The 24,672-nt window shown below is 67.7% G+C and carries 24 protein-coding genes; 2 read left to right on the top strand and 22 right to left on the bottom strand.

What is annotated here, in order from left to right; translation table 11 throughout:
• Positions 1 to 6 precede the first annotated feature (6 nt).
• The 18 genes from gloA to dnaE all read right to left on the bottom strand — a co-directional run bounded on the left by gloA (position 7) and on the right by dnaE (position 18,246).
• Positions 7 to 402 (bottom strand): lactoylglutathione lyase, encoded by a 396-nt coding sequence (gene gloA, locus ACFPMG_RS10235; RefSeq protein WP_094305990.1) that lies wholly within the window; start codon positions 400 to 402, stop codon positions 7 to 9.
• Positions 399 to 1,619: a lipid-A-disaccharide synthase gene (lpxB, locus tag ACFPMG_RS10240; protein WP_376995028.1), complete on the bottom strand. Its 1,221-nt coding sequence runs from the start codon at positions 1,617 to 1,619 to the stop codon at positions 399 to 401. Before lpxB ends, gloA begins: the two co-directional genes overlap by 4 nt.
• The gene (locus ACFPMG_RS10245) at positions 1,616 to 2,458 is read right to left on the bottom strand and encodes an LpxI family protein (RefSeq protein ID WP_376995029.1); all 843 of its coding nucleotides are present in this window, start codon (positions 2,456 to 2,458) and stop codon (positions 1,616 to 1,618) included. The genes lpxB and ACFPMG_RS10245 overlap by 4 nt, the downstream gene beginning before the upstream one ends.
• Positions 2,459 to 2,509: 51 nt before the next feature.
• Positions 2,510 to 3,298 carry an acyl-ACP--UDP-N-acetylglucosamine O-acyltransferase gene (lpxA, locus tag ACFPMG_RS10250; protein WP_376995030.1) on the bottom strand — a complete coding sequence of 263 codons (789 nt, stop codon included), beginning with the start codon at positions 3,296 to 3,298 and terminating at the stop codon, positions 2,510 to 2,512.
• The gene (gene fabZ / locus ACFPMG_RS10255; RefSeq protein ID WP_376995031.1) at positions 3,295 to 3,765 is read right to left on the bottom strand and encodes a 3-hydroxyacyl-ACP dehydratase FabZ; all 471 of its coding nucleotides are present in this window, start codon (positions 3,763 to 3,765) and stop codon (positions 3,295 to 3,297) included. The genes lpxA and fabZ overlap by 4 nt, the downstream gene beginning before the upstream one ends.
• Positions 3,766 to 3,962: 197 nt before the next feature.
• Positions 3,963 to 4,541, bottom strand: a complete 579-nt coding sequence (locus ACFPMG_RS10260) for an OmpH/Skp family outer membrane protein (RefSeq protein ID WP_376995032.1) — start codon at positions 4,539 to 4,541, stop codon at positions 3,963 to 3,965.
• A gap of 1 nt (position 4,542) precedes the next feature.
• Positions 4,543 to 6,912 (bottom strand): outer membrane protein assembly factor BamA, encoded by a 2,370-nt coding sequence (bamA, locus tag ACFPMG_RS10265; protein WP_376995033.1) that lies wholly within the window; start codon positions 6,910 to 6,912, stop codon positions 4,543 to 4,545.
• A gap of 29 nt (positions 6,913 to 6,941) precedes the next feature.
• Complete coding sequence (gene rseP, locus ACFPMG_RS10270) at positions 6,942 to 8,075, bottom strand: RIP metalloprotease RseP (RefSeq protein WP_014240157.1); 1,134 nt, start codon at positions 8,073 to 8,075, stop codon at positions 6,942 to 6,944.
• A gap of 54 nt (positions 8,076 to 8,129) precedes the next feature.
• The gene (locus tag ACFPMG_RS10275) at positions 8,130 to 9,320 is read right to left on the bottom strand and encodes a 1-deoxy-D-xylulose-5-phosphate reductoisomerase (RefSeq protein ID WP_376995034.1); all 1,191 of its coding nucleotides are present in this window, start codon (positions 9,318 to 9,320) and stop codon (positions 8,130 to 8,132) included.
• A gap of 7 nt (positions 9,321 to 9,327) precedes the next feature.
• Positions 9,328 to 10,176 carry a phosphatidate cytidylyltransferase gene (locus ACFPMG_RS10280; protein ID WP_376995035.1) on the bottom strand — a complete coding sequence of 283 codons (849 nt, stop codon included), beginning with the start codon at positions 10,174 to 10,176 and terminating at the stop codon, positions 9,328 to 9,330.
• Positions 10,121 to 10,858, bottom strand: a complete 738-nt coding sequence (locus ACFPMG_RS10285; protein WP_376995037.1) for an isoprenyl transferase — start codon at positions 10,856 to 10,858, stop codon at positions 10,121 to 10,123. The genes ACFPMG_RS10280 and ACFPMG_RS10285 overlap by 56 nt, the downstream gene beginning before the upstream one ends.
• Positions 10,859 to 10,862: 4 nt before the next feature.
• Positions 10,863 to 11,420, bottom strand: a complete 558-nt coding sequence (frr, locus tag ACFPMG_RS10290) for a ribosome recycling factor (protein WP_376995038.1) — start codon at positions 11,418 to 11,420, stop codon at positions 10,863 to 10,865.
• Between the two features lie 3 nt (positions 11,421 to 11,423).
• Positions 11,424 to 12,179: a UMP kinase gene (gene pyrH, locus ACFPMG_RS10295; protein WP_035673100.1), complete on the bottom strand. Its 756-nt coding sequence runs from the start codon at positions 12,177 to 12,179 to the stop codon at positions 11,424 to 11,426.
• A 54-nt stretch (positions 12,180 to 12,233) separates the two neighbouring features.
• A complete protein-coding gene (gene tsf / locus ACFPMG_RS10300) occupies positions 12,234 to 13,163 on the bottom strand; it encodes a translation elongation factor Ts (protein WP_038528340.1) in 930 nt (309 codons plus the stop codon).
• Positions 13,164 to 13,278: 115 nt separating this feature from the next.
• Complete coding sequence (rpsB, locus tag ACFPMG_RS10305) at positions 13,279 to 14,064, bottom strand: 30S ribosomal protein S2 (protein WP_038528344.1); 786 nt, start codon at positions 14,062 to 14,064, stop codon at positions 13,279 to 13,281.
• A 199-nt stretch (positions 14,065 to 14,263) separates the two neighbouring features.
• A complete protein-coding gene (locus tag ACFPMG_RS10310; RefSeq protein WP_376995041.1) occupies positions 14,264 to 14,539 on the bottom strand; it encodes a type II toxin-antitoxin system RelE/ParE family toxin in 276 nt (91 codons plus the stop codon).
• The gene (locus tag ACFPMG_RS10315; protein WP_376995042.1) at positions 14,536 to 14,715 is read right to left on the bottom strand and encodes a hypothetical protein; all 180 of its coding nucleotides are present in this window, start codon (positions 14,713 to 14,715) and stop codon (positions 14,536 to 14,538) included. The genes ACFPMG_RS10310 and ACFPMG_RS10315 overlap by 4 nt, the downstream gene beginning before the upstream one ends.
• A gap of 48 nt (positions 14,716 to 14,763) precedes the next feature.
• Positions 14,764 to 18,246 (bottom strand): DNA polymerase III subunit alpha, encoded by a 3,483-nt coding sequence (gene dnaE, locus ACFPMG_RS10320; protein WP_376995043.1) that lies wholly within the window; start codon positions 18,244 to 18,246, stop codon positions 14,764 to 14,766.
• A gap of 190 nt (positions 18,247 to 18,436) precedes the next feature.
• On the opposite strand from dnaE, the gene ACFPMG_RS10325 reads away from it, so the two are divergent.
• Both ACFPMG_RS10325 and ACFPMG_RS10330 read left to right on the top strand, forming a co-directional pair.
• Complete coding sequence (locus ACFPMG_RS10325; RefSeq protein WP_376995045.1) at positions 18,437 to 19,039, top strand: hypothetical protein; 603 nt, start codon at positions 18,437 to 18,439, stop codon at positions 19,037 to 19,039.
• A gap of 80 nt (positions 19,040 to 19,119) precedes the next feature.
• Positions 19,120 to 20,007 (top strand): EamA family transporter, encoded by an 888-nt coding sequence (locus tag ACFPMG_RS10330; protein ID WP_376995046.1) that lies wholly within the window; start codon positions 19,120 to 19,122, stop codon positions 20,005 to 20,007.
• A 15-nt stretch (positions 20,008 to 20,022) separates the two neighbouring features.
• Here the strand turns inward: ACFPMG_RS10330 and ACFPMG_RS10335 are convergent, their stop codons facing one another.
• The 4 genes from ACFPMG_RS10335 to proS all read right to left on the bottom strand — a co-directional run bounded on the left by ACFPMG_RS10335 (position 20,023) and on the right by proS (position 24,572).
• Positions 20,023 to 20,880, bottom strand: coding sequence for a dienelactone hydrolase family protein (locus ACFPMG_RS10335; RefSeq protein WP_376995047.1), 858 nt, complete (start codon positions 20,878 to 20,880; stop codon positions 20,023 to 20,025).
• A 126-nt stretch (positions 20,881 to 21,006) separates the two neighbouring features.
• The gene (locus tag ACFPMG_RS10340) at positions 21,007 to 21,696 is read right to left on the bottom strand and encodes an ABC transporter ATP-binding protein (protein ID WP_376995048.1); all 690 of its coding nucleotides are present in this window, start codon (positions 21,694 to 21,696) and stop codon (positions 21,007 to 21,009) included.
• The gene (locus ACFPMG_RS10345; protein WP_376995049.1) at positions 21,689 to 22,936 is read right to left on the bottom strand and encodes a lipoprotein-releasing ABC transporter permease subunit; all 1,248 of its coding nucleotides are present in this window, start codon (positions 22,934 to 22,936) and stop codon (positions 21,689 to 21,691) included. The genes ACFPMG_RS10340 and ACFPMG_RS10345 overlap by 8 nt, the downstream gene beginning before the upstream one ends.
• 322 nt (positions 22,937 to 23,258) lie before the next feature.
• Positions 23,259 to 24,572, bottom strand: coding sequence for a proline--tRNA ligase (gene proS / locus ACFPMG_RS10350; protein WP_376995050.1), 1,314 nt, complete (start codon positions 24,570 to 24,572; stop codon positions 23,259 to 23,261).
• Positions 24,573 to 24,672: the final 100 nt, after the last annotated feature.

Genomic DNA, 24,672 nt, shown 5'->3' on the forward strand with positions numbered 1-24,672 from the left:
CGACGGTTACTTCGTCTCGATCAACTCGACCTTGTAGCCGTCCGGATCCTCGATGAAAGCAATCACGGTGGTGCCATGCTTCATCGGGCCGGGCGGACGCGGAATCTTGACGCCTTCCTTGGCGAGCTGCTCGCAGGTGGCGTAGATGTCCGGCACGCCCAGCGCGATGTGGCCGTAGGCGGTGCCAATCTCATAGGGCTCCGCCTGGTCCCAGTTGTGGGTCAGTTCCAGGACGGCGGTGTCCTTCTCGTCGCCGTAGCCGACGAAGGCCAGCGTGAAGCGCCCGCCCTCATAGTCGTTGCGGCGCAGCAGCTTCATGCCGAGCAGGCGGGTGTAGAAGTCCAGCGACTTCTCCAGATCATAGACCCGGAGCATCGTGTGCAGCAGGCGGAATTGGCTCATGGTCTCTTCTCCCAAGCGGGTTCTTGCGCTCTCGTCTTATCCGGCCTCGTCGTTTCCGGCCGACCGGCGGCGACCTCCAGGACCACGCGGGCGGCGCGTTCGCTGGGCGGCGTTCCGCCCTGCCCCAGCCAGCGCGCCACCTCGGCCACCCCGTCGATCTGCGTTGCGCGGGCGGCGGGATCCTCGAGCAGGCGGCCCAGTTCCAAGGCCAGCCGGTCGGGGCGGCAGTGCTCCTGAAGCAGTTCCGGCACCAGCATGCGGTCGAGCATCAGATTGACCAGATTGACGTATTTGACCCGGATCAGCCGCCGGTACAAGGCCACCGTCACCGGGTTGAGGCGGTAGGCGATCACCGTCGGCAGGCGCGCCAGCGCCAGTTCCAGCGCCACTGTTCCGGACGCCGCCAGCGCGGCCTCTGCTGCGGCGAAGGCGTCGTATTTCGGGCCGTCGCCCTCGACGAGGATGGTGGGCATCGGCCAGCCCGCCACTTCCGCCGCCACGCGGTCGCGGACCGTCGCCACGGTCGGAACCACAGCGACCAGCTCCGGATGGCTCGGCAGCAGCCGTTCAAGCGTGGCGCGGAAGTCGGGGAGCAGGCGCGACACCTCGCCCTTCCGGCTGCCCGGCAGGACGGCGACGACCCGCGCGTCGGGCGCCAGCCGATGAGCCTCCCGGAAACGCAGCGCGTCGCCTTGCCCCGCCCCGCTCTCCACCACCGAATGGCCGACGAAGGTGCAGGGAAGCCCCTCCTTCTCGAAATAGGGCGGCTCGAAGGGCAGAATGGCCAGCAGATGATCGTAGATCGCCGCGTATTTGGCGGCGCGCTTCGGCTTCCACGCCCAGACGGTGGGCGCCACATAGTGGATGAGCGGAATGTCCGGCGCCTGCGCCTTGACCCGCTTGGACACCCGCACCGTGAAGCCCGGCGAATCGATGCCCACCACCGCGTCGGGCCGCAGTTGCAGAACCTCGGCAACCGTCTGGTCGATGCGGCGCAGCAGGTTCGGCAGATGCGGCAGAAGTTCGAACACACCGAACAGGGTCAGCTCGCCCATCGGAAACAGGCTGTCCAGCCCCTCCGCAACCATCTTCTCGCCGCCGATGCCGGCGAAGCGCACCCGTCCACCGGTCAGCCGCTTGCAGGCGGCCATCAGCCGCGCGCCCAGCGCGTCGCCGGAGGGCTCCCCGGCGATCAGGAAAATCAACGGATCGCTCAAGGCCGAGGCTCCGGCGAAACGGTAATGCCGAGGACAAAGAGGCCCAGCCGGTCGGCGGTCTCGGCCACCGCGGCGCGGTCCACCAACAGGCTGCCGCCAGCCTCGACGGCGACGCCGCGCAGACCGGCGCGGGCGGCGTTCTCCACGGTCGTCACACCCATGGTCGGCAGGTCGAGGCGGCGGTCCTGCTGCGGCTTCTTCACCTTGACCAGCACGCCGCCCACCCCGGGCCGCGCCAGCCCGGCGCAGCGGGCCAACATGGCGTCGGTGCCCTCGATGGCCTCGACGGCGAGCACGATCCCCTGCTGCACCACGGCGCCCTGCCCGACGTCGAGCGCGCCGAGCGCGCGGGCCACCTCGACCGCGCGGGCGATGTCGCGCTCCGCCTCGGCGTCCGGCCGCAGCCGCCCCACCGGCCCCTCTGGGGTCAGAAGCTCGCCAAGCAGGTCGTGCAATCCGACCACGCGGAACCCCTCCCCTTCGAGTTCGCGCGCGACGGAGCGCAGCAGCCCATCGTCGCCGAGCGCGCGGGTGCCGACCTTGGCGAGGAACTTGGTGGTGTACCAGTCGGGAAGAAGCTCGGTGAAGGACGGCCGGCGCACCGGTCCGGCGAAGACCAGCTCCGCGACCTTTTCCTTCTTCAGCCGGTCGATGATGCCGCCGGCGGCGCCGAAACGGCTCCACAGATGGGGAAGGCCGTCGACGGTGGCGGGGTCGGTGTGGCCGTCGAAGGCGACGACGAAGACCTCGCGCCCCTGACCGCGCACCGCGGCGGCGATGCGGGCCGGCAAGCTGCCGCCGCCCGCGAGGATGCCGAGCTTGGGAAGAGGCTGCGACATGGCCGGGACTCTCCCAGGGAACAGAACAAGAGAACGGAGCGCGAAGGCCCCTCAGCCCTCGCGCGGCTGGCAGAGCGACCGCGAGGCCCGCGCGAAGGTCAGCACATCGGCGACGAGCGTCTGCTGCCCCAGGTCGCGCCCGACCTCCTCCATGCGCTCGGCGAAGGTGCCCTCGTTGCCGAACAGCAGACGGTAGGCGGCGCGCAGGGCGTGGATCTCGTCCTTCTGGAAGCCGCGACGCTCCAGCCCGACGAGGTTCAGGCCGGCCAGACGGGCGCGGTCGCCCATGACGAGGCCGTAGGGGATCACGTCCTTCTCCACGCCGGACATGCCGCCGATCATGGCGTGCGACCCGATGCGGACGAACTGGCGGACCGCGGACAGCCCGCCGATGGTCACGAAATCGCCGAGTTCCACATGGCCGGCCAGCGTGGCGTTGTTCGCCAGGACCGCGTTGTTGCCGACGACGCAATCGTGGGCGATGTGGACGCCGACCATGAACAGGCCGTTGTCGCCGACCCGCGTGACCATGCCGCCGCCCTCGGTGCCGGGGCTCATGGTGACGTGCTCGCGGATCTGGTTGTTGCGCCCGATGATCAGTTCGGACGGTTCACCCTTGAACTTGAGGTCCTGCGGGCGGTGGCCGATGGAGGCAAACGGGTAGATGACCGAGTCCCCGCCGATGCGCGTGCGGCCCTCGACCACCACATGGGAGGTCAGTCGCACGCGGTCGCCGAGTTGGACATCCGGCCCGACCACGCAGAAGGGACCGATGGAAACGTCTTCGCCCAGCCTGGCGGCCGGATCGACGACCGCCGTCGGGTGAATGGAAACGCTCATTTCTCGTCCAGGATCATGGCGGAATAGACGGCTTCGGCGACCAGGACACCGTTGACCTTGGCCTCGCCCTTGAACTTCCACACGTTGGCGCGCTGGCGCTGCTTGGTCACATGGATGTGGATGGTGTCGCCGGGGGTGACCGGGCGGCGGAAACGCGCCTCGTCCACGGTCATGAAATAGACCAGCTTGCCCTCGGACTCCTTGCCCAGCGTGGCGACCACCAGAACGGCGGAGGTCTGGGCCATCGCCTCGATGATCAGCACACCCGGCATCACCGGGCGCGACGGGAAGTGCCCCTGGAAGAACGGCTCGTTGATGGTGACGTTCTTCACGCCGGTGGCGCTTTCGCCCAGCGTGATGTCGATCACCCGGTCGATCATCAGAATCGGATAGCGATGCGGGATCATTTCCATGATCCGCGTGATGTCGAGGTCGGCTATCTTCTTGTTGTCCGCCGTCACATCCATGGTCCGGCCGCCCGCCTTTCAAAATCCACGAGAACACCCCGCGCCGCGCCTGCGGCGGCACGGGGCGAAGCCCCTTGTGCCCCATTTCCGGGGATTTGGCAATCCCGACGCCGCCGGCTTTCCGGCGCCGCCCTTTGCGCAAACGAAAAGCCGCCACGCCTCCCTGCGGAAGCGTGGCGGCTCGTCCCGCCCGCGCCTTACTGCTTGGGAACGGTCAGCGCGACCTGGGGCAGCTTCTTGTTGACCCGCTCCAGCACGACGTCGGTGACGTCGAGCTGGGTGTCGACCAGGACGAACTGCTGGCGGGCGAGGACCAGATTGGCACCGCGCTCGCGCGCGACGTCGGCCACGATCTCCACCATGTTCTTGTGGACGACGGCCATCGCCTCGTTCAGCGCGTTCTCCAGGACGCGCTTGCGGCTCTGCACCGTCTTCTGGACCTCGCCGACCTGCTTCTCGAAATCGCGGCGCTTGTTGGCCAACGCGTCCGGAGCCAGCACGGTCTGCTGCTTGCGCAACTCCTCCTCGGACTTGCGCAGCTTGTCCTCGAGCGAGGCGATTTCCTTCTGGTAGGTCTCGCGCAGCGATTCGAAGGACTTCGAGACGCCCTTGGAGGCGTTCGACTCCTGCATGATCTTCTGGACGTCGACCACCGCGATGACCGGCGCCTTGAGGTTGTCGGTCGGCTTGTCCTGGGCGAAGGACGGCGTCGCCATCGCGACGCCCGCCATCACCGCACCGGCGGCGACCAGCGCCCTGAGCTTGCTGAACTGCATGTTAGAACCTGGTTCCAAAGCTGAAGCGGAAGATCTCTTTCTTGTCGTAATCTTCCTTGATAATCGGGACAGCAAAGTCAAGGCGGATCGGCCCGAAGGGCGAGCGCCAGGACAAGCCGGTGCCGACCGACAGGCGGATCGATTCGTCGTCGGGGACGAGCGGATCGTTGATGTCGACCTTGCCCAGCGTGCCGACGTCGGAGAAGGCGTGGCCCTTCAGACCGAATTCCTCGGGCAGGCCGACCGGGAAGCTCATCTCCACCGAACCGCGGTAGTAGCGGGTGCCGCCCAGGGCGTCGCCGGTGCGCAGGTCGCGCGGGCCGATGCCGGCGGTATTGAAGCCGCGCAGCGTATCGCCGCCGATGAAGAAGCGGTCGGACAGGGCGATGCCGTCGTCACCGATGCCGACGATGTAGCCGATCTCGCCGGTGGCGCTGACGACCCAGCTCTCGTCGAACAACGGCAGGTAATAGCCGGCGCCGAGACGGTTGCGCAGGAAGCGCGCGTCGCCACCCAGGCCCGCGAGATCGTTCGTCAACCGGATGTAATAGCCTTCGGTCGGGTTCAGGCGGCTGTTGCGGCGGTCGTAGGTCAGCTCCTGCCCGATCAGCGAGGTCAGGCGCGCGCCCTTCTGGTCCTGGATGTACTGCGACGCGCTGCTGGGGACGCTGGTGATGTCGGTGTTCTGCAGCTGGTAATAGACGCGCTGGCGCAGGTTCTCCGTCAGCGGATACCCCATGCGCAGGGCCATGCCGGTGCTCTTCTCGTCGAAGGAGCTTTCGTCCTGATAGTCGCGGGTGATGCGGAACAGGTCGAAACCCGCGGACAGATCGCGGTCGAGGAAATAAGGCTCCGTGAAGGAGACGTCGTATTCCTGACGGCTGCCCGACACGGTGGCGCCGAAGCGCAGATCCTGGCCGCGGCCCAGCAGGTTGCGCTCCCGGATCGAGAAGTCGGCCAGCGGACCGTCCGAGGTCGAGTAGCCGGCGCCGATCGAGATTTCACCGGTGGACTGCTCGGTCACCTCGACGTTCATCACGGTGCGGTCGGGCGCCGAGCCCTCCGCGGTGGTGATGTTGACACGCTCGAAATAGCCGAGATCCTTGATTCGCTGTTCGGAGCGGCGCAGCTTGGTCGTGCTGAACGGGTCACCTTCGGACAGCAGCATCTCGCGCCGGACCACCTTGTCCAGCGTGCGGACGTTGCCCGTCACGTCGATGCGCTCCACGAAGACGCGCGGCCCCTCGACGATGTCGTAGACGATGTCGATGGTCTGGTTTTCGCGGTTGCGCGAAATCCGCGGCCGGACGTCCACGAAGGCGTACTGCAGGTCGCCGACCGCGTTGGACAGCTTGGTGATGGTGTTCTCCACCTCCTGCGCGTTGTACCAGTCGCCCTCGCGCGTGGACAGCACGCTGCGCAGCTGCTCCGGGTCCAAGGCCTTCAGGGAGGTGCTGATGTCCATCTTGCCGAACTTGTAGCGCTCGCCCTCGTCCACCGTGAAGGTGATGACGAAATCCTCGCGGTCCGGCGTCAGCTCCGCCACGGCGGAGACGACGCGGAAGTCGGCGTAGCCTTCCTTGAGGTAGTAGCGGCGCAGCAGATCACGGTCGTAGTTCAGCCGGTCCGGGTCGTAGTTGTCGTCCGACGTCATGAAGCGCCACCAGGCGCTTTCCCGCGTCTGGATCGCCTCGCGCAGCGTCCCGTCGGAGAACTTCTCGTTGCCGATGAAGGTGATGCTGCGCACGCCGGTGCGCACACCCTCGTTGATCTCGAACACCAGATCGACGCGGTTCTGGTCGAGCTGGATGATCTTCGGCTCGACGGTCGCGGCGAAGCGGCCCTGGCGGCGGTAGATGTCCAGGATGCGCTGCACGTCGCTCTGGACGCGCGTGCGGGTGTAGACGACGCGGGGACGGAGCTGGATTTCCTTCTCCAGATTCTCCTTCTCGATGCGCCGGTTCCCTTCGAAGGCGATGCGGTTGATGATCGGGTTTTCCGCCACCTGCACCACCAGCGCGTCGCCGTCGCGCTTCAGCACGACGTCGGCGAACAGGCCCGTGTTGAACAGGGCCTTCAGCGACTGGTCGATGCGGTCGGGATCGAAGGGATCGCCGGGCGCCACCGCGAGGTAGGAGCGGACGGTCGTCGGCTCGATGCGCTGGACGCCCTCCACCCGGATGTCCCGGATGGTGCCGCCCGAGAACATCTGGGCGACCAGAGTCCCGTCGCCGAAGGCGGCGGATTTCGCCGCACCCGGATTGGGCGCGCCCGCCTGGGCCCAGGCTGCGTGGGAAAGGGCAAGAGAAACCGTCGTCATGGCGCAACCGGCCATCAGGCCGAACGCCAGAACCCTGCTCGACACCCGCAAAGCTCGCTCCCTGGCTTTGGGGGCATCCCTCAGGATATCAGCCCCCTAAAGAAATCCACCACGCGAAGCTGAACGAGGTCGTTCCACGTGGCGAAAACCATGAGCGTTAATACCAAAGCAAGCCCGATGCGGAAACCGTATTCTTGCGCTTTAGGTCCGAGAGGACGCCCACGGAGTCCTTCCAGGGCGTAAAACATCAGATGGCCGCCGTCAAGCAGCGGAACCGGAAACAAATTGATCATGCCGAGGTTCACGGACAGGAACGTCATGAACCAGATCAGCGGGTACCAGCCGGATTGGGCGACCTCGCCGGACATCTGGGCGATGCGCAGCGGCCCGCCCAGTTCCTCGGTGCCGCGCGATCCCTCGATCATCTGGCCGAGCGCCACGAAGGTGCCGGACACCATGCCGACGACCTCCCGGCCCGCTTGCCAAAGTGCGGTCAGCGGGTCGTGGCGCTTGGTCTCCGCCCCGCCGCGCATGATGCCGAGCTGGCCGATTCGGTGGGTGTTGCCGAGTCGGTCGGTGACCTCGCGCACGTCCGGAGTCGCCGTCAGATTGACCGAACGCCCGTCGCGCTGCACCACCATCTCCAGGGGCGCCCCCGGCTGCATGGAAACGATCTGCCGGATTTCCTCGAATCGCTGGATGCCGCTGCCGTTGATCGAGACGATCAGGTCGCCCGGTTGCAGCCCGGCGCGCTCCGCCGCGCTGCCCGGCTGTACGCCGCCGACGTCCGGCGGGGTGAAGGACTGGCCGGCGGTGGCGAAAAGGATCGTCAGGGCGACGATGGCGAACAGGAAATTCGCGATGGGACCCGCCGCCACAATGGCCGCCCGCTGGCCGAGCCGCTTGTGGTGGAAGGACACCGCCTGTTCCTCGGCGCTCATGCTCTGCGTGTGTGCGCCGGGCGTGCTCGCCGGGTCGGCGTCGCCGAACATCTTCACATAGCCGCCGAGCGGGATGGCGCTGAACTTCCAGCGCGTTCCGGAGCGGTCGGTCCAGCCGAACAGTTCCGGGCCGAAGCCGATGGAGAAGACCTCGATCCGCACGCCGTTGCGGCGCGCCACGAGGTAGTGGCCGAGTTCGTGCACAAACACGAGCACGGTGAGGACCAGCAGAAAAGACAGAAGCGTGGTCCCGAAGCCGCCCATGACGTCCATCACATCCTTTGCATCCCGGGGCGGCTCCTTCGCGGTCCGCGCCCGGAAAAAGACTCAGCGTGCCAGGGCCGCGACCCGGTCGGCCGCCACGCGGCGCGCCTCGGCGTCGGTGTCGCGCACCGCGCTCAGGTCGCGGAGCGGCCGGTGCGGCAGCGTGCCCAACACCCCCTCGACGATCCGTTCGATGTCGAGAAAGCCGATCCGGCGGTCGAGAAACGCCTGCACGGCCACCTCGTTGGCGGCACTGAGAATAGTAGGAGCGCCCCCACCGCTTTGCAAGGCGGCCCGGGCGAGCCGCAGGGCCGGAAATCGCTCGGGGTCCGGCGCCTCGAAGGTCAAGGTTGCGGCCTTGACAAGGTCCAGCCGTTCGGCGGGCGTCGGGATGCGCGCCGGCCAGCCGAGCGCGTAGGCGATCGGCGTCCGCATGTCTGGCGTGCCGAGCTGCGCCAGGACCGAGCCGTCCACATACTCGACCAGCGAATGCACGACCGATTGGGGATGGACCAGCACGTCGATCTTCTCTTCGGGGACACCGAAGAGGAAATGCGCCTCGATGATCTCCAGCCCCTTGTTCATCATGGTGGCGCTGTCGATGGAAATCTTAGCGCCCATCTCCCAGGTCGGGTGGGCGACCGCCTGCTCGCGCGTCGCCGCGGCCATGAAGGCGCGGTCCCTGGTCCGGAAGGGGCCGCCGGAGGCCGTCAGGATCAGGCGCTGGACGCTGTCCAGCCGGTCGAAGTCGAAAACCTGGTAGATCGCCGAATGCTCGCTGTCCACCGGCAGCAGGTTGGCGCCGTGGCGGCGCACCTCCTCCATCATCAGGGCGCCGGCGCAGACCAGCACCTCCTTGTTGGCGAAGGCGACGCAGGCGCCACGGCGCACGGCGGCCAAGGTGGGCTCCAGCCCGGCGGCGCCGACGATGGCGGCCATCACCCAGTCGGAGGGACGCTCCGCGGCCTCGGCCACGGCCTGCGGCCCGGCGGCGGCCTCCACGCCGGTTCCGGCCAGGGCCTCCTTGAGGTCGGCGTAGGCGGCGGGGTCGGCGACCACGGCCAGTTTGGGGCGGAGCTGCCGCGCCTGTTCGGCGAGGAGGGCGACGTTGCGGTTGGCGGTCAGCGCCTCCACCGGGAAGCGCTCCGGATCGCGGGCGATGAGGTCCACCGTCTGCGTGCCGACCGATCCGGTCGACCCGAAGATCGTCACGCGGCGCGGCGCGTCCCCCGCCCCTTCAGCCTTCACAACCATGACCCCGTCACCACCATGCGATTGCCGTGCCGATGGTCGCGTGGAACAGGGCCAGCACAGGAGCCGCGCTGAGCAGCCCGTCGATGCGGTCCAGGATTCCCCCGTGACCAGGAATGAGATGGCCGCTGTCCTTCACGTTGTAACGGCGCTTGACCGCGGATTCGAAGAGGTCGCCCGCTTGCGCCACCACGGCCAGGACGGCGCCCACCGCAAGAGCCAGCAACGGCCGTTGCGCGCCAGCGGCCAGAGCCACCCCCCACCCCACCAGGGCGGAGGAGGCCATGCCGCCGATCAGGCCGGCCCAGGTCTTCTTCGGGCTGATGCGCGGGGCCAGCTTCGGCCCGCCGATGGTGCGGCCGGCGGCGTAGGCGCCGATGTCGGTCGCCCAGACGCCGAGCATGGTGAAGAGGAACAGCGCGAGGCCGGAGTCCGGATCGTCGCGCAACCACATCAGCCCGGCCAGACCGGCCACGATATAGAGGATGCCGCCCCCCGACAGACCGCGATCCGGCCCGCCCGAGGCCACGGCCACGCCGGCGGTGGCCAGGATGGCGACGACGACGGCCGCCCACGGCCCGGCGGCGATCTGCGCGGCCAGCGCCAGCAGGACGCCGGCCACCGATAACGCGATGGCGGCGCCCTTGCGGCGGCAGGGAACGAGGTTGCCCCACTCCACGGCGGAGGCCACCGCGCCGAGCGCGATCAGAACGTGGAAAACCCAGCCGCCGGCCCAGACCGCGGCCAGGACAAGCGGCGCCAGGACGAGCGCCGAGATGGCGCGCGTCTTCAGGTCGCCGGATTTAGCGGATGCCGGTGGTTGCGCCGAAGCGACGTTCCCGTCGGTGGAACTCTTCAATCGCCGCCTCCAGGTCACGCTTGGAAAAGTCAGGCCAGAGCGTGTCCACGAAGACCAGCTCGGCATACGCCGCCTGCCAGAGCAGGAAGTTGCTGATGCGCTTCTCGCCGCTGGTGCGGACGATCAGGTCGGGGTCCGGGATGTCGGCGGTGAACAGGCGTTCGGACAGCCGGTCTTCGGTGATGTCCTCGGGATCGAGCGTCCCCGCCTTCACCTCTTCGGCCAGACGCCGCGCGGCCAGCGTGATCTCCTGGCGGGAGCCGTAGCTCAACGCCACCACGAGGGTCAGCTTGCGGTTGTCGCGGGTCAGAGTCTCGGCGTTGTCGATCAGGCCGACGATGTCCTTGGACAGGCGGGCCCGGTCGCCGATGACGCGCAGGCGCACGCCGTTGCGGTGGAGGTCGGCAATCTCGCTGCGCAGGTAGAAGCGCAAGAGCTGCATGAGGTCGGACACCTCCTCCTCCGGCCGACGCCAGTTCTCGGACGAGAAGCTGAAGATCGTCAGATAGCCGATCCCCAGGTCGCCCGCGGCTTCGACCGTCCGGCGGACGGCGTCCACGCCCTTTTTATGGCCGGCGGTGCGGGGCAGTCCTCTGGACTTCGCCCAACGCCCGTTGCCGTCCATGATCACGGCCACGTGCGCGGGCGGGCGCAGGGGGCGGCTGTCTTCCGCGTCGCGCATGCCGTCAGACCTGCATGATGTCCTTTTCTTTCGCCGCAAGCGCATCGTCGACCAGCTTGATGTACTGGTCGGTCAGCGCCTGGACCTTCTCGCCGAGCCCCTTGTGCTCGTCCTGCGAGATGTCGCCGGCCTTCTCCGCCTTCTTCAGGCCGTCCATGCCGTCACGGCGCACGTTGCGCACGGCGACGCGGGCCTGCTCGGCGTATTTGTGGGCGACCTTGGCCAACTCCTTGCGGCGCTCCTGCGTCAAGTCGGGCAGCGGCACGCGGATCGACTGGCCCTCCGTCTGCGGGTTCAGGCCGAGACCCGAATCGCGGATGCCCTTCTCCACGGCCTTGACCATGCCGCGGTCCCAGACCTGCACGACAATCAGGCGCGGCTCCGGCACGCTGACGGTGCCGACCTCCTTGAGGTGCATCTTGGCGCCGTAAGCCTCAATGGTGACGGGCTCAAGCAGGCTGGCGGAGGCGCGGCCGGTGCGCAGACCGCTCAACTCCTTGCGAAACGCCTCAAGCGCTCCTTCCATGCGGCGCTTGAGATCCGATGCATCGGGCGCAGCCACGGCTCACTCCGTTTCTTCGTTGATGATCGTAAACTTGCCCCGGCCCTGCATCACCTCGGCGAAGGCGCCGGGGGTGTGGATCGAGAACACGAGTATGGGGATGTGGCTCTCGCGCGCCAAGGAGATCGCGGAAGCGTCCATCACCTGCAGATCGTTCGCCAGGACTTCGAGATAGCCCAGGCGCTCGTAACGCTCGGCATCCTTCACCTTCTTCGGGTCGGCGGTGTAGACGCCGTCCACCTGCGTGCCCTTCAGCAGAGCGTCGCAGCCCATCTCCGACGCGCGCAGCGCGGCGGCGGTGTCGGTGGTGAAGAAGGGGTTGCCGGTACCGGCGGCGAAGATCACCACGCGGCCCTTCTCCATGTGCCGGATGGCGCGGCGCCGGATGTAGGGCTCGCACACAGACGACATGGGAATGGCCGACTGCACGCGGGTCGCGACACCCATCCGTTCCAGAGCGCTCTGCATCGACAGGGCGTTCATGACGGTGGCGAGCATCCCGATGTAGTCGGCCGAGGCGCGCTCCATGCCGCTCGCCGCACCCTTCACGCCGCGGAAGATGTTGCCCCCGCCGATGACCAGGCTGACCTGGACACCCAGCTGGATCACCGCCTTCACCTCGTTGGCGACGCGGTTGACCACCTCCGGGTCGAGGCCGTAGTCGCGCTGACCCATCAACGCCTCGCCCGACACCTTCAGCAGGACTCGTTTGAAGCGGATGCCGTCAGCCGGCTCGGTGGTCCCGGTGGTCTGGGCCATGGGGGGCTTTCTCCCGGTTGGTGTGAAGAGTGCGTGCGGCGGGGCGCCGGTTCCTTACTTCTGGCCGGCGGCGGCGGCGACTTCGGCGGCGAAATCACTCTCCGCCTTCTCGATGCCCTCGCCCAGCGCGAAGCGGACGAAGCCCGTCACCTTGACCGGGGCGCCGACGTCCTTGGCGGCGTTCTCCACCACCTTGCGGACCTTGGTCTCGCCGTCGATCACGTAGGTCTGCTCCAGCAGCACCACCTCCTCGTAGTACTTGCGGATGCGGCCTTCGAGCATCTTCTCGACGATGTTCTCCGGCTTGCCCGAGGCGCGGGCCTGCTCGGCGAGCACATTGCGCTCACGCTCCAGGGCGGAGGTGTCGACGTCGGCGATGTCCAGGGCGTCCGGACGGGCAGCGGCGATGTGCATGGCGATCTGCTTGCCCAGATCGTTCAGCTTGGCGGCGTCGCCGGTCGACTCCAGGGCGACCAGAACGCCGATCTTGCCGAGGCCCGGAGCGATGGCCGAGTGGACGTAGGACACGACGACGCCCGCCGGGACCGACAGCTTGGCCGAGCGGCGGATGTTCATGTTCTCGCCGATGGTGGCGATCAGGTTGGTCAGCTCTTCCTGGACCGTGCGGCCGGCGTCCGGATAGGCGGTGCCCTTCAGGCCCTCGACGTCGCCCGAACCCGACAGGGTCAGCTCGGCGGCCTTCAGGGAGAAGGCCTGGAACTTGTCGTTGCGCGCGACGAAGTCGGTCTCGGCGTTCACCTCGACGACGGCGCCCGCGGTGCCGGCGGTGGCGACGGCGACCAGACCCTCGGCGGCCACGCGGCCGGACTTCTTGGCGGCGGCGGCGAGCCCCTTCTTGCGCAGCCAGTCAACGGCGCCCTCGAGGTCGCCCTGGGTCTCGGCCAGCGCCTTCTTGCAGTCCATCATGCCCGCGCCGGTCTTCTCGCGCAGTTCCTTGACGAGCGCGGCGGTAATCTCGGCCATGGTTTCGCCCTCTTCCTTCCGAACAGATCCAAGCGGATCGGGTTGATCCAAACAACTCATAAAAAAGGCAGCCGGGCCATAGGTCATAAGGCCCGGCTGCCCCGTATCACCGGGATCAGGCCTGGGCCTGTTCGGCCTCGGCCCCTTCCTCTTCCGGCAGCTGCTCGGCCGGAGCCTCCTCGGAGGAGCCGACGTCGATGCCGGCGGCGCTCATCTCAGCCTGCAGGCCGTCGAGCACGGCGCCGTTCACCAGCTCGCAGTACAGGTCGATGGCGCGCAGGGCGTCGTCGTTGCCGGGGATCGGGAAGGCCACGCCGTCCGGATCGGAGTTGCTGTCGATCACCGCGATGACAGGGATGCCGAGCTTGTTGGCTTCCTTGACGGCAATCGACTCCTTGTTGGTGTCGATGATGAAGAGGACGTCCGGCAGGCCGCCCATCTCCTTGATGCCGCCCAGCGCGCGCTCCAGCTTGTCGCGCTCGCGGGTCAGCTCGAGGATTTCGCGCTTGGTCAGGCCGGAGGTGTCGCCGCCCAGACGCTCTTCCATCTCGCGCAGGCGCTTGATCGACTGGGAGATGGTCTTCCAGTTGGTCAGCATGCCGCCGAGCCAGCGGTGGTTGACGTAGTACTGGCCGCACTTCGACGCGGCCTCGGCCACCTTCTCCTGGGCCTGGCGCTTGGTGCCGACGAACAGGACGCGGCCGCCGCCGGCGACGACGTCACGGACAGCCTGCAGGGCGCGGTGCAGCGCCGGGACGGTCTGCTCCAGGTCGATGATGTGCACGCCGTTGCGCACGCCGAAGATGTACGGGCCCATCTTCGGGTTCCAGCGACGGGTGTGGTGACCGAAGTGGACGCCGGCTTCGAGCAGCTGGCGCATGGTGAAAGACGGAATAGCCATTTGGAAAAGTCCTTTTCCGGTTGCTCCGCCGCGGGCACTGTCCGTTTGACAGGACACCGGATCGGGCCATCGGGGTAAAGCCGAGGGACCGCCAGCCCGCGTGAGGTTTTGACGACGGCGCTTACATAGCCCGCCGCAACCGCTTTGGCAACACCGGTTTGCCAATTCGGTCGGAAGCGCGATCCTGTTTTCTCAGCGGCTAACCGCGGTCTTGAGCGCTGTGCCAGAGCCGCAGGATCGAAACGGTTTCGTCTTCGCCGATGTCGTAGACGATGACATAGGGACGGACGACGACCAGTTCCCGCGTGCCCTCGACCAAGCCCCGGCGGCCGCGTTGCGGAAACACCTGCAGGCTGTCACCCGCCAGAACCAATTCCTGGGCCAAGCGCCGAGCGGCGACCGGATTTTCCTGTGAGACATAGTGCAGGATGCGGACGAGATCGGCACGCGCCGCCGCTCGCCAGACGACCGTCACAGGTCGCGAGTCTCCGGCGGCTCCGCACCGAACTCACCATCGGCCACCCGCAACAGCCATTCCCGCATCTGCTCGTGCGGCACGCCGCGCCGGTCTGCGCGCGCCTTTGCGACCGCAGCCTTCAGGGCGTCGGATTCAGCGGCTTCATCGTCGATCTGGCGGGCGAGGTTCGGCATGGCTTGAATATGACATCCCGGCGCGGCCTTTTCCAGCTGTGCACCCGATTACAACTCCACCACCTCGACCACCCCCGGCACCGCCTTCAGCGCGGCACGGCTCTGGTTGGTGATGTTGAAGGAGCCGGGAAGCTGGATCTCCACCTCCTTCAGCGGGTCGATCTCGACCAGCAGGTGGATCTTGCCCTTGCCGCGGGCCAGCCGCTCCAGCATGCCGCGGATGCTCTCCACCGGCCCGCCGTCGCGCACCACCACCTTCAAGCCGTCCGAGACCTGGGCGACGGCGTCCTCCAGCGGTTTCACCTCCTGGCAGGTCAGGCGGATGTCCTCGCCGTTCATCTGGACGTCCACCGTCATCAGCACCGGGCGCCCGGCCTCCAGCAGGTCGCGGTTGGTCGCCAGCACCTCGGAGAAGACCGTCACCTCGTAGCCGCCACTGGAGTCGGACAGCTCCACGAAGGCGAAGCGGTTGCCCGACTTCGCGGTCTTCTCCTTGCGGCTGACCACGATGCCGGCGACGCTGCGCCGGGTCGAGCCGCCGCCGGTCACCGCCGTGGCAAGGTCCGCCGACCGCACCACCCTCATGCGGCCCAGCGGCCCGGCGAAGGCGTCCAGCGGGTGGGCGGACAGGTAGAAGCCGATGGCGCCGAACTCGTGCTTCAGCTTCTCCAGCGGCTCCCACTCCTTCACCTTGGGCAGGTCCGGCTCCTTCAGCCCGCCCCCAGCGCCGCCGAACAGGTTGCCGATGCCGCTGTCGCGCTCCGCCGCCTCGGCCTGGGCGTAGCGGATCAGCGTCTCCAGCGCCGCGTGCACCTGGGCGCGGTTCGGGTTGATGCCGTCGAAGGCGCCGGCGCAGGTCAGGTTTTCAAGCTGGCGCTTGTTGATGGTCTTCAGGTCGAGACGGCGGGCAAAGTCGAACAGGCTCTTGTAAGGACCGTTCTTCCGCCGCTCCTCGACCACCGCCTTCATCGCCGGCAGGCCGACGCCCTTCACCGCGGCCAGCGCGTAGCGCACCGCCTTGGTGCCGTCAGGCAGCGCCTCCACCCCGAAGATGCTGTCGGACTTGTTGATGTCCGGCGTCAGCAGCTTGATCTTCAGCCGCACCAACTCCTGCCGGAAGACGTTCAGCTTGTCGGTGTTGCCGAGGTCGAGCGTCATCGACGCCGCCATGAACTCCACCGGGTGGTTCGCCTTCAGATAGGCGGTGTGATAGGCGACCAGGGCGTAGGCGGCGGCGTGGCTCTTGTTGAAGCCGTAGCCGGCGAACTTGGCCACCTGATCGAAGATCATGCTGGCCTGATCGGGGTCCACGCCCTTGTCCTTGGCGCCGACGACGAACTTGTCGCGCTCCTTGTCCATCTCCTCCTTGATCTTCTTGCCCATGGCGCGGCGCAGAAGATCGGCTCCGCCCAGCGAATAGCCGGACAGCACCTGGGCGATCTGCATGACCTGCTCCTGGTAGATCATGATCCCGAAGGTCTCCTTCAGGATCGGCTCCAGGGCCGGGTTCATGTAGTCGGGCAACTCCTCCCCGTTCTTCACCTTGATGTATTTGGGGATGTTGTCCATCGGGCCGGGGCGGTAGAGCGACACCAGCGCGATGATGTCCTCCAGCCGGTTCGGCTTCAGCCGGCGCAGCACGTCGCGCATGCCCGAGCTTTCCAGCTGGAACACGCCGGTCGATTCGGCGCGCCCCAGGATCTCGTAGCTTCGGGGGTCATCCAGCGTGACGGTGGTCAGGTCCGGCTTTTCCGGGATCAGGTCCACCGCCGTCTTCAGCACGGTCAGCGTCTTCAAACCGAGGAAGTCGAACTTCACCAGCCCGGCCTGCTCGACGAACTTCATGTTGAACTGGGTGACCGGCATGTCGGAGCGCGGGTCTCGGTACAGCGGCACCAGATCGTGCAGCGGCCGGTCGCCGATCACCACGCCCGCCGCGTGGGTCGAGGCGTGGCGGTACAGCCCCTCCAGCTTCAGCGCGATGTTGACGAGGCGGGCCACCGTCTCGTCCCCGTCGCGGGCCTGGCGCAGCATCTCCTCGCTGTCCAGCGCCTGCTGGAGCGTCACCGGGTTGGCCGGGTTGTTCGGCACCAGCTTGCAGATCTTATCCACCTGCCCGTAGGGCATCTGGAGCACGCGCCCGACGTCGCGCAGCACGGCGCGGGCCTGCAGCTTACCGAATGTGATGATCTGGGCGACGCGGTCGTAGCCGTACTTGTCCTGGACGTAGCGGATCACCTCTTCGCGGCGGTCCTGGCAGAAGTCCACGTCGAAGTCGGGCATCGACACGCGTTCTGGGTTCAGGAAGCGCTCGAACAGCAGGCCGAAGCGCAGCGGGTCCAGGTCGGTGATGGTCAGCGCCCAGGCGACGACCGAGCCGGCGCCCGACCCGCGGCCCGGCCCCACCGGGATGTCGTGCGACTTGGCCCACTTGATGAAGTCCGACACGATGAGGAAGTAGCCGGGGAACTTCATCGACACGATGACGTCCAGCTCGAACTCCAGCCGCTCGAAGTAGGTCTTGCGGGTTTCCGCGCGCTGCTCCGGCGTCATGTCCGGGGTGTAGACGACGCTGTTCAGCCGCATCTCCAGCCCCTCGCGGGACTGGGCGCGCAGTTCCTCCCCCTCGTCGCGGCCGCCCTCGCAGGGGAAGGGCGGCAGGATCGGCTTGATCGGCTTCAGCAGGAAGGAGCAGCGCTTGGCGATGGCGACCGTGTTGTCCACCGCCTCCGGCAGGTCCTTGAACAGCTCCCGCATCTCCTCGGCCGACTTGAAGCGGTGGTCGGGGGTCAGGCGGCGGCGCTCGGTCTGGCTGATGTAGGCGCCCTCGGCGATGCAGAGCAGCGCGTCGTGCGCCTCGTACATGTCCTCGGTCGCAAAATAGCAGTCGTTGGTGGCGACCAGCGGCAGGTCGTGAGCGTAGGCGAGATCGATCAGCGCCGGCTCGATGGCGTCCTCGATCACCGCGAAATGGTCGCGGTGGCGCTGAAGCTCGACGTAGAGCCGGCCGGGGAACAGCCGCTTCAGCCGCTCCAGCACGTCGAGCGCCAGATCCTTCTGCCCCTCCCCCAGCAGCCGTCCGACCGAGCCGGCGGGGCCGCCGGTCAGCGCGATCAGCCCGGCGGAATGGCCCTCCAGCGCGTCCAGGGGAATCTGCGGTCCGGCCATCGGGTCCGATTCCAGGAAGGCCTTGGACACCAGCTTCATCAGGTTCCGGTACCCCTCGTCGGTCTGGCAGAGCAGGACGAGCTGGTCGGGGACCGACGCCGCCTTGCCCGGCAGGCCCGGCTTGCCGTTGGCGGGACCGACTCGGGTGATGCCCAGAACCGTGCCGATGATCGGCTGCACGCCCGAATCCGCGGCGGCCAGCGCGAACTCCAGCGCGCCGAACAGGTTGCCGGTGTCGGTCACGGCGACCGCCGGCATCTCCTTCTTCTGGCAGAGCTTGACCAGCTCCTTCACCTTGATGGCGCCCTCGGACAGGGAATAGGCGGAGTGGACGCGCAGGTGGATGAAGTCGGCGTGGGGCATGGCGGAGATGGGCACCGGTTCCAGCGAAGGGGGGACGTCTCCCCTAGTCGTCGCGCATCCCGTCCCGCACTGCAAGGGACCAAGCGCGGGCCCGGCCATGCGGCGATGCGCCAACCCTGTCGAAGGTAAGGGAAGATTCCCCGATCATGCGTGTTCGTGCTATCGAGAGAGGCAGAGCCACGATCCGAGAATGACCCGTTCCATGCGCCGTATCCGCTCCGGCGCCGCCCTGGCGGTGCTGGCGGCCACGCTCCTCACGGCTTGCCAGACCACCGGCGCCCCCGCACCGTCCGCGGAGCAGACCCACCGGCCGCCGCCGACCGTTACGCCCGCCTCCCCCCTGTCCGACGCGCCGGGGCGCGTCGTCGCGCAGAACAAGGGCTGGGTCGTGCGGGCGCACCCGGCGACCAGGACCGGTTCGGCCTATTGCTACGCCACGCGGGCGGACGACTCCTCCCCCCTCTCCTTCCGGGCGACGGCGAAGGGGGCAGCCATGCTGGTCAACGCCGACCAGCACGCCCAGGCCGGCAAGGACACGGAAAGCCGCCTGACCGCCATCTTTCCCGACGGCGAGACCATGGCGCTGGAGGCCAGCCCCCTCCCCGACGGCGGCGTTGTGGTTCCGGTCGAGCTGCCCAAGTACGAGGACCTGTTCGAACCCTTCATGCGGTCGCGCGCGGTGACGCTGCAGCGGGACGGCGGCGGGACCGAGATCGGCGACGTCAATCTTGGCGGCTCCTCCTGGGCGCTGGCCGCCCTGGACGAGTGCCGCATCTTGCACACGGATAAGTAAATAGACTCGGACATCTCACTCGCTTCGCGTGCTCTTGCGCCGCATTGACCGCCGGGCCTTGCGGGTCTAGCCTCGCCCCCATGCGCACCGTTCACATCGCTCTGGCCCTTGCCGTCGCAGCAATCTGGGGCTTCAACTTCGTCGCCATCAAGGTCGGCCTCGCGGACTTTCCGCCGATCCTGTTCTGCGCCCTGCGCTTCGCGCTGGCGGCGCTGCCGCTTCTCGTGCTGGGGGTCCGCGGCGGTCCGCCGGTGCCCTGGCGCTTCATCCTGGGCATCGGGATGGTGCTGGGCGTGGTGAAGTTCTCGCTGCTGTTCGTCGGGATGGACATCGGCATGCCGGCGGGGCTGTCGTCGTTGGTTCTGCAATCGCAGGCCTTCTTCACCGCCCTGTTCGCCGCGGCGGTTCTGGGCGAGCGGCCCGGACCGAAGCAGGTGTTGGGCATGGCGGTGGCCTTCTCCGGAATCGGCCTGATCGCGCTGGAAATGCCGGCGGGCGATTCGCTGCTCGGGCTGGGGCTGGTCATCGCCGCCGCCGCGACCTGGGGCGTGGCGAACCTGCTGATGAAGCAGGCGAAGGCGCCGGACCTGTTCCGCATGATGCTGTGGGTCAGCGTGGTGCCGCCGATCCCGCTGCTGCTGCTGTCATTGGGGATGGAGGGTCCGGAGCGGGCGTGGCAGGCCCTGACCCATCTGACGCCGCTGGGCGTCGGGGCGGTGGCCTACATCGCCTTCGGGGCGACGCTGTTCGGCTTCGCCGCCTGGGGCTTTTTGCTGCGTCACTATCCGGCGAGCCTGGTGGCGCCCTTCTCGCTGCTGGTGCCGGTCTTCGGCATGAGTTCCAGCGCGCTGTTCCTGGGGGAGAGCTTCACCCCGCTGAAGATGGCCGGCGCGCTTCTGGTGCTTGCCGGGCTGGCGGTGGCCGTGCTGAAGCTGCCCTCCGCACGGCCCGCCACCCATCGGCTCTGACAAGGGCCTGATCGCTCAGGTCAGGTTCTTCTTCAGGAACTCCACGGCCCGGCCCCAGGCGAGGTCCGCCGCATCCTTGTTGAAGCGCTCCGCCGAGGTGTCGTTGTGGAAGGCGTGGTTCACGTTGTCGTACATGAAGAGTTCGTAGGACTTGCCGCCCTTTTTCAGGGCCTCCTCATAGGCCGGCACCTTGGCGTTCACATTGTTGTCCAGCCCGGCGTAATGGAGCTGGAGCGGCGCCTTGATCGTGGTGACCAGCGCCGGGTCGGGCGACGGGCCGTAGAAGACGACGCCCGCCTTGAGGTCCGGCGCCTTGATGGCCAGCCGGTTGATCATGCCGCCGCCCCAGCAGAAGCCGATGGCCCCCACCTTGGCGTTGGAGTAGCGGTAGGCCATCAGGTCGCTCATCGACGCGATCAGGTTGTTCACCGTCTTGTCGGGGTCGAGCTGGCCGATCATCTCCCGGGCACGGTCGGGGTCCTGCGGGGTGCCGCCGAGCGGGGACAGCAGATCCGGGGCCATCGCGACGAAACCGGCCACCGCCAGCCGCCGCGTCACATCCTCGATGTAGGGGTTCAGGCCACGGTTCTCGTGGACCACCACCACCGACGGCGCCTGCTCGGCCAGCTTCGGGCGGGCCCGGTATGCCTGAACGTCGCCGGTCGCCCCCTGGAAGGTGACGCGGTCCGTGGCGATTCGGCTGTCGTCCTCCGGGACCTCGGCGGCCAGGGCGTAGTTCGGCTCGATCTGGGAGAGGATCGCCGGAATGGCCGCCGCGCTGCCCGCCAGCACCGCCAGCCGCTCCAGGAAGACGCGGCGCGGCAGCGGCCGGTGGGTGTACTCGTCGTACAGATCGATGATCTTCTGATCCATGGACTCCGGTCCCTCCTTGTTGGGTTGCGCGAAGTCTGCCCCAGGACGCACCGATCACCAATCCGCCGAACGGCGATGCCACTCTTACGCGGTTTGGCCGGTTGCCCGGCCGCACCACGACGCCGGTCAAACCCGCGCGTGCTCCACGAGAAGGCCGTCGCTCATCTCGAACACCCGGTCCATGCGGTTCGCAAGCTCCAGGTTGTGGGTGGCGATCAGCGCGCCGACGCGGGCCTGCCGGACGATGGAGGTCAGCATGGCGAAGACCCCCTCCGCCGTGTGAGGGTCGAGGTTGCCCGTCGGTTCGTCGGCGATCAGCAGGCCCGGCCCGTTGGCCAGCGCGCGGGCAATGGCGACCCGCTGCTGCTCGCCGCCCGACAGGCGGGCCGGACGGTGGCCGGCGCGCGGCTCCAGCCCGACCATGCGCAGCAGTTCCAGGGCGCGCTCGCGGGCGGTGCGCTTCGGAACGCCGTTGATCATCTGCGGCAGCACGATGTTCTCCAGCGCGGAAAATTCCGGCAGCAGGTGATGGAACTGGTAGACGAAGCCGACCGAGCGGCGGCGCACCTCCGTCCGCTTGCCGTCGTCCAGGGCCGACACGTCGGTCCCGGCGATCCGCACGGTGCCGGCGGTGGGACGCTCCAGCAGGCCGGCGATGTGCAGCAGGGTCGATTTGCCGGCGCCCGACGGGCCGACCAGGGCGACCAGCTCGCCGGCGTGGACGGTCAGATCCGCCCCACGCAGCACCTGAAGCTCCGTCCCCGCCTGCTCGAAGGTGCGGACGATCCCCGACAGTTCCAGCATCGGCTCACTCATAGCGCAGGGCCTCCACCGGATCGAGACGGGCCGCCCGCCAGGACGGGTAGACGGTGGCGGCGAAGGACAGGCCCAGCGCCATCAGCGTGACCTGGACCACCTCCGACCAATCGATCTTCGCCGGCAGCTGCGACAGGAAATAGATTTCGGCGTTGAACAGGTTGGTGCCGGTCAGCGCCTGGATGCCCTGGCGGATCGTCTCGATGTTCAGAGCGAAGGACACACCCAGGGCCACCCCCAGCAGCGTCCCCGCCACCCCCACCGAGGCGCCGGACAGGAAGAAGATGCGCATGATCATGCCGCGGGTGGCGCCCATGGTGCGCAGGATGGCGATGTCCCGCCCCTTGTCCTTCACCAGCATGATCAGGCTGGAGATGATGTTGAAGGCGGCCACCGTGATGATCAGCGACAGGATCAGGAACATCACGTTGCGCTCGACCTGGAGCGCCGTGAAGAAGCTGGCGTTCGACTGCTGCCAGTCGACCACGCGCCCCACCCCGGCCACCGCCGACTGGATGGCGTCGCGCGCCGCGCGGATCTGGGTCGGGTCGCTGACGAAGACCTCCAGCGAGGTCACCGCCTCGCCGGTGCGGAAGAAGGCCTGGGCCTCCGGCAGGGGCAGGAAGATGAAGCTGTTGTCGTATTCGAACATGCCGACGTCGAACACCGCGCCGATGGTGAAGCTGCGCATCCGCGGCACGGTGCCGAAGGCGGTGACGTTGCCCTGCGGCGCGATCAGGGTGAGCTGGTCGCCGACCGCCAGCCCCAGCCGCTGCGCCATGCGGAGACCGATGGCGATGTTGTCCTCTCCGAAGGCGTCCGCCGTGCCGCGCACGATGTTGCGGGACAGCGTCGGCCGCACCCGGAAATCCTCCGGCCGCACGCCGCGCACCACCGCGCCCGAGGCGACCCCGCGCACCGACACCAGCGCCTGCCCCTCGACGGTCGGCGTCACGCCGACGACGCCGGGCACACCCTGGAGGCGCTGCACCAGCGGGTCGTAGTCGGGCAGCGGGCCGCCGCGGCTGCTGTAGACGTTGAGGTGGCCGTTCAGGCCGAGCACGCGTCCCAGAAGCTCCGCCCGGAAGCCGTTCATCACCGACATCACGATGATCAGCGTCGCCACGCCGAGCGCGATGCCCAGCAGCGAGAATCCCGCGATGACCGAAATGAACCCTTCCTGGCGGCGCGCCCGCAGATAGCGCATCGCGACCATGCGTTCGAAAGCGGAGAAGATCATGCGGCTCCCGATGAGCGAAGGGCGGGCGATGGAGGCCCGGCAAAAGCAAAGGCGGCGGACCGCAACCAGTCCGCCGCCCCGCAACATAAGTGCTTAACCGTGGCAGGAAAAGGGCGACCTTCCAAGGCGCCCCCTTCCCTTCCTAAATCCCCTCTCCCCTCCGGGGAGAGGGTTAGGGTGAGGGGGTTGCGCGCGGCGCCACGTTCGGCACAAGCGCAACCCCCTCACCGGCCCTCCGGGCCACCCTCTCCCCAGAGGGGAGAGGGCTAAATGGCAAAACGCGGAACTTTGATTACAGCGCCCGCTCCCCTGCCCCACGGTGTTACGCCGAGAGCTTCTCCAGCGCGCTGTCCACCGACAGCTCCTGCTTCTCGCCGGTGGCGCGGCGCTTCAGCTCGACCACGCCGTTCTTCAGGCCGCGCGGCCCGACGACGAGCTGCCACGGCAGGCCGATCAGGTCCATGTCGGCGAACTTCACGCCCGGACGCTCGTCGCGGTCGTCGTACAGCACCTCCATCCCGTTGGCGCGGAGCTTGTAATACAGCTCCTGGCAGACGCGGTCGGTCTCGGCGTCGCCGACCTTGAGGTTGACGAGCCCGACGTTGAAGGGCGCCACGGCATCCGGCCAGATGATGCCGTTGTCGTCGTGGCTGGCCTCGATGATGGCGCCCATCAGACGCGACACGCCGATGCCGTAGGAGCCCATCTCGACCGGAACCGGCTCGCCGCCCGGACCGGCGACGACGGCATTCATCGGCTTCGAGTACTTGGTGCCGAAATTGAAGATGTGGCCGACCTCGATGCCGCGGGCCGACACCAGATCCGACTCAGCAACCGGGCAGTTGCCGGGCTCGTGCTTCTCGTCGGTGGCGGCGTAGATCGAGGTGTAGGTGTCGAAGAAGGGCTGGAGATCCTCCTCGAAGCCCGGCGCGTTCTGCAGCACGTCCAGGGTCAGCCAGTCCTTGTGGCAGAAGACACCGCTCTCGCCGGTCTCGGCCAGGATGATGAACTCGTGGCTCAGGTCGCCGCCGATGGGGCCTGTGTCGGCGCGCATCGGGATCGCCTTCAGCCCCATGCGGGCGAAGGTGCGCAGATAGGCCAGGAACATCTTCTGGTAGGAGCGCCGGGCGCTGGCCGCGTCGATGTCGAAGCTGTAGGCGTCCTTCATCAGGAACTCGCGCCCGCGCATCACGCCGAAGCGGGGGCGGATCTCGTCCCGGAACTTCCATTGGATGTGGTAGAGGTTCAGCGGAAGCTGACGGTAGCTCTTCACGAAGGCGCGGAAGATGTCGGTGATCATCTCCTCGTTCGTGGGACCGAACAGCATCTCGCGGTCGTGACGGTCGGTGATGCGCAGCATCTCCTTGCCGTAATCGTCGTAGCGGCCGCTTTCCTTCCACAGCTCCGCCGACTGGATGGTCGGCATCAGCAGTTCCTGGGCGCCGGCGGCGTCCTGCTCCTCGCGGACGATCTGCTCGATCTTCTTCAGGACCCGATGGCCCAGCGGCAGCCAGGCGTAGATGCCGGCGCTGGTCTGGCGGATCATCCCGGCCCGCAGCATCAGGCGGTGCGAGACGATCTGCGCCTCGGTCGGGGTCTCCTTGAGGGTCGGCAGGAAGAAGGTGGACAGCCGCATGGCTCTGCTCTCGGTTTCGAGGGGATTCGTCCGGCGGTGCGCCGGGCCGCAACAGGGACAGGGACTTTAGGAAGCCACCGCGCGCTTGTCCATCGTCACG

Source organism: Azospirillum himalayense (genome assembly GCF_042657465.1).
Classification (GTDB): Bacteria; Pseudomonadota; Alphaproteobacteria; order Azospirillales; family Azospirillaceae; genus Azospirillum; species Azospirillum himalayense.

Coding starts and splice junctions, on each gene's coding strand:
- rseP (WP_014240157.1), bottom strand. CDS start 8,075: ATGGACGTCATGGGCGGCTTCGGGACCACGCTTCTGTCTTTTCTGCTG.
- rpsB (WP_038528344.1), bottom strand. CDS start 14,064: ATGGCTATTCCGTCTTTCACCATGCGCCAGCTGCTCGAAGCCGGCGTC.
- ACFPMG_RS10245 (WP_376995029.1), bottom strand. CDS start 2,458: ATGTCGCAGCCTCTTCCCAAGCTCGGCATCCTCGCGGGCGGCGGCAGC.
- dnaE (WP_376995043.1), bottom strand. CDS start 18,246: ATGCCCCACGCCGACTTCATCCACCTGCGCGTCCACTCCGCCTATTCC.
- tsf (WP_038528340.1), bottom strand. CDS start 13,163: ATGGCCGAGATTACCGCCGCGCTCGTCAAGGAACTGCGCGAGAAGACC.
- lpxA (WP_376995030.1), bottom strand. CDS start 3,298: ATGAGCGTTTCCATTCACCCGACGGCGGTCGTCGATCCGGCCGCCAGG.
- ACFPMG_RS10315 (WP_376995042.1), bottom strand. CDS start 14,715: ATGCCGAACCTCGCCCGCCAGATCGACGATGAAGCCGCTGAATCCGAC.
- ACFPMG_RS10275 (WP_376995034.1), bottom strand. CDS start 9,320: ATGGTTGTGAAGGCTGAAGGGGCGGGGGACGCGCCGCGCCGCGTGACG.
- ACFPMG_RS10345 (WP_376995049.1), bottom strand. CDS start 22,936: ATGATCTTCTCCGCTTTCGAACGCATGGTCGCGATGCGCTATCTGCGG.
- fabZ (WP_376995031.1), bottom strand. CDS start 3,765: ATGGATGTGACGGCGGACAACAAGAAGATAGCCGACCTCGACATCACG.
- ACFPMG_RS10330 (WP_376995046.1), top strand. CDS start 19,120: ATGCGCACCGTTCACATCGCTCTGGCCCTTGCCGTCGCAGCAATCTGG.
- ACFPMG_RS10260 (WP_376995032.1), bottom strand. CDS start 4,541: ATGCAGTTCAGCAAGCTCAGGGCGCTGGTCGCCGCCGGTGCGGTGATG.
- ACFPMG_RS10340 (WP_376995048.1), bottom strand. CDS start 21,696: ATGAGTGAGCCGATGCTGGAACTGTCGGGGATCGTCCGCACCTTCGAG.
- pyrH (WP_035673100.1), bottom strand. CDS start 12,179: ATGGCCCAGACCACCGGGACCACCGAGCCGGCTGACGGCATCCGCTTC.
- proS (WP_376995050.1), bottom strand. CDS start 24,572: ATGCGGCTGTCCACCTTCTTCCTGCCGACCCTCAAGGAGACCCCGACC.
- ACFPMG_RS10285 (WP_376995037.1), bottom strand. CDS start 10,858: ATGCGCGACGCGGAAGACAGCCGCCCCCTGCGCCCGCCCGCGCACGTG.
- ACFPMG_RS10335 (WP_376995047.1), bottom strand. CDS start 20,880: ATGGATCAGAAGATCATCGATCTGTACGACGAGTACACCCACCGGCCG.
- ACFPMG_RS10325 (WP_376995045.1), top strand. CDS start 18,437: ATGACCCGTTCCATGCGCCGTATCCGCTCCGGCGCCGCCCTGGCGGTG.
- gloA (WP_094305990.1), bottom strand. CDS start 402: ATGAGCCAATTCCGCCTGCTGCACACGATGCTCCGGGTCTATGATCTG.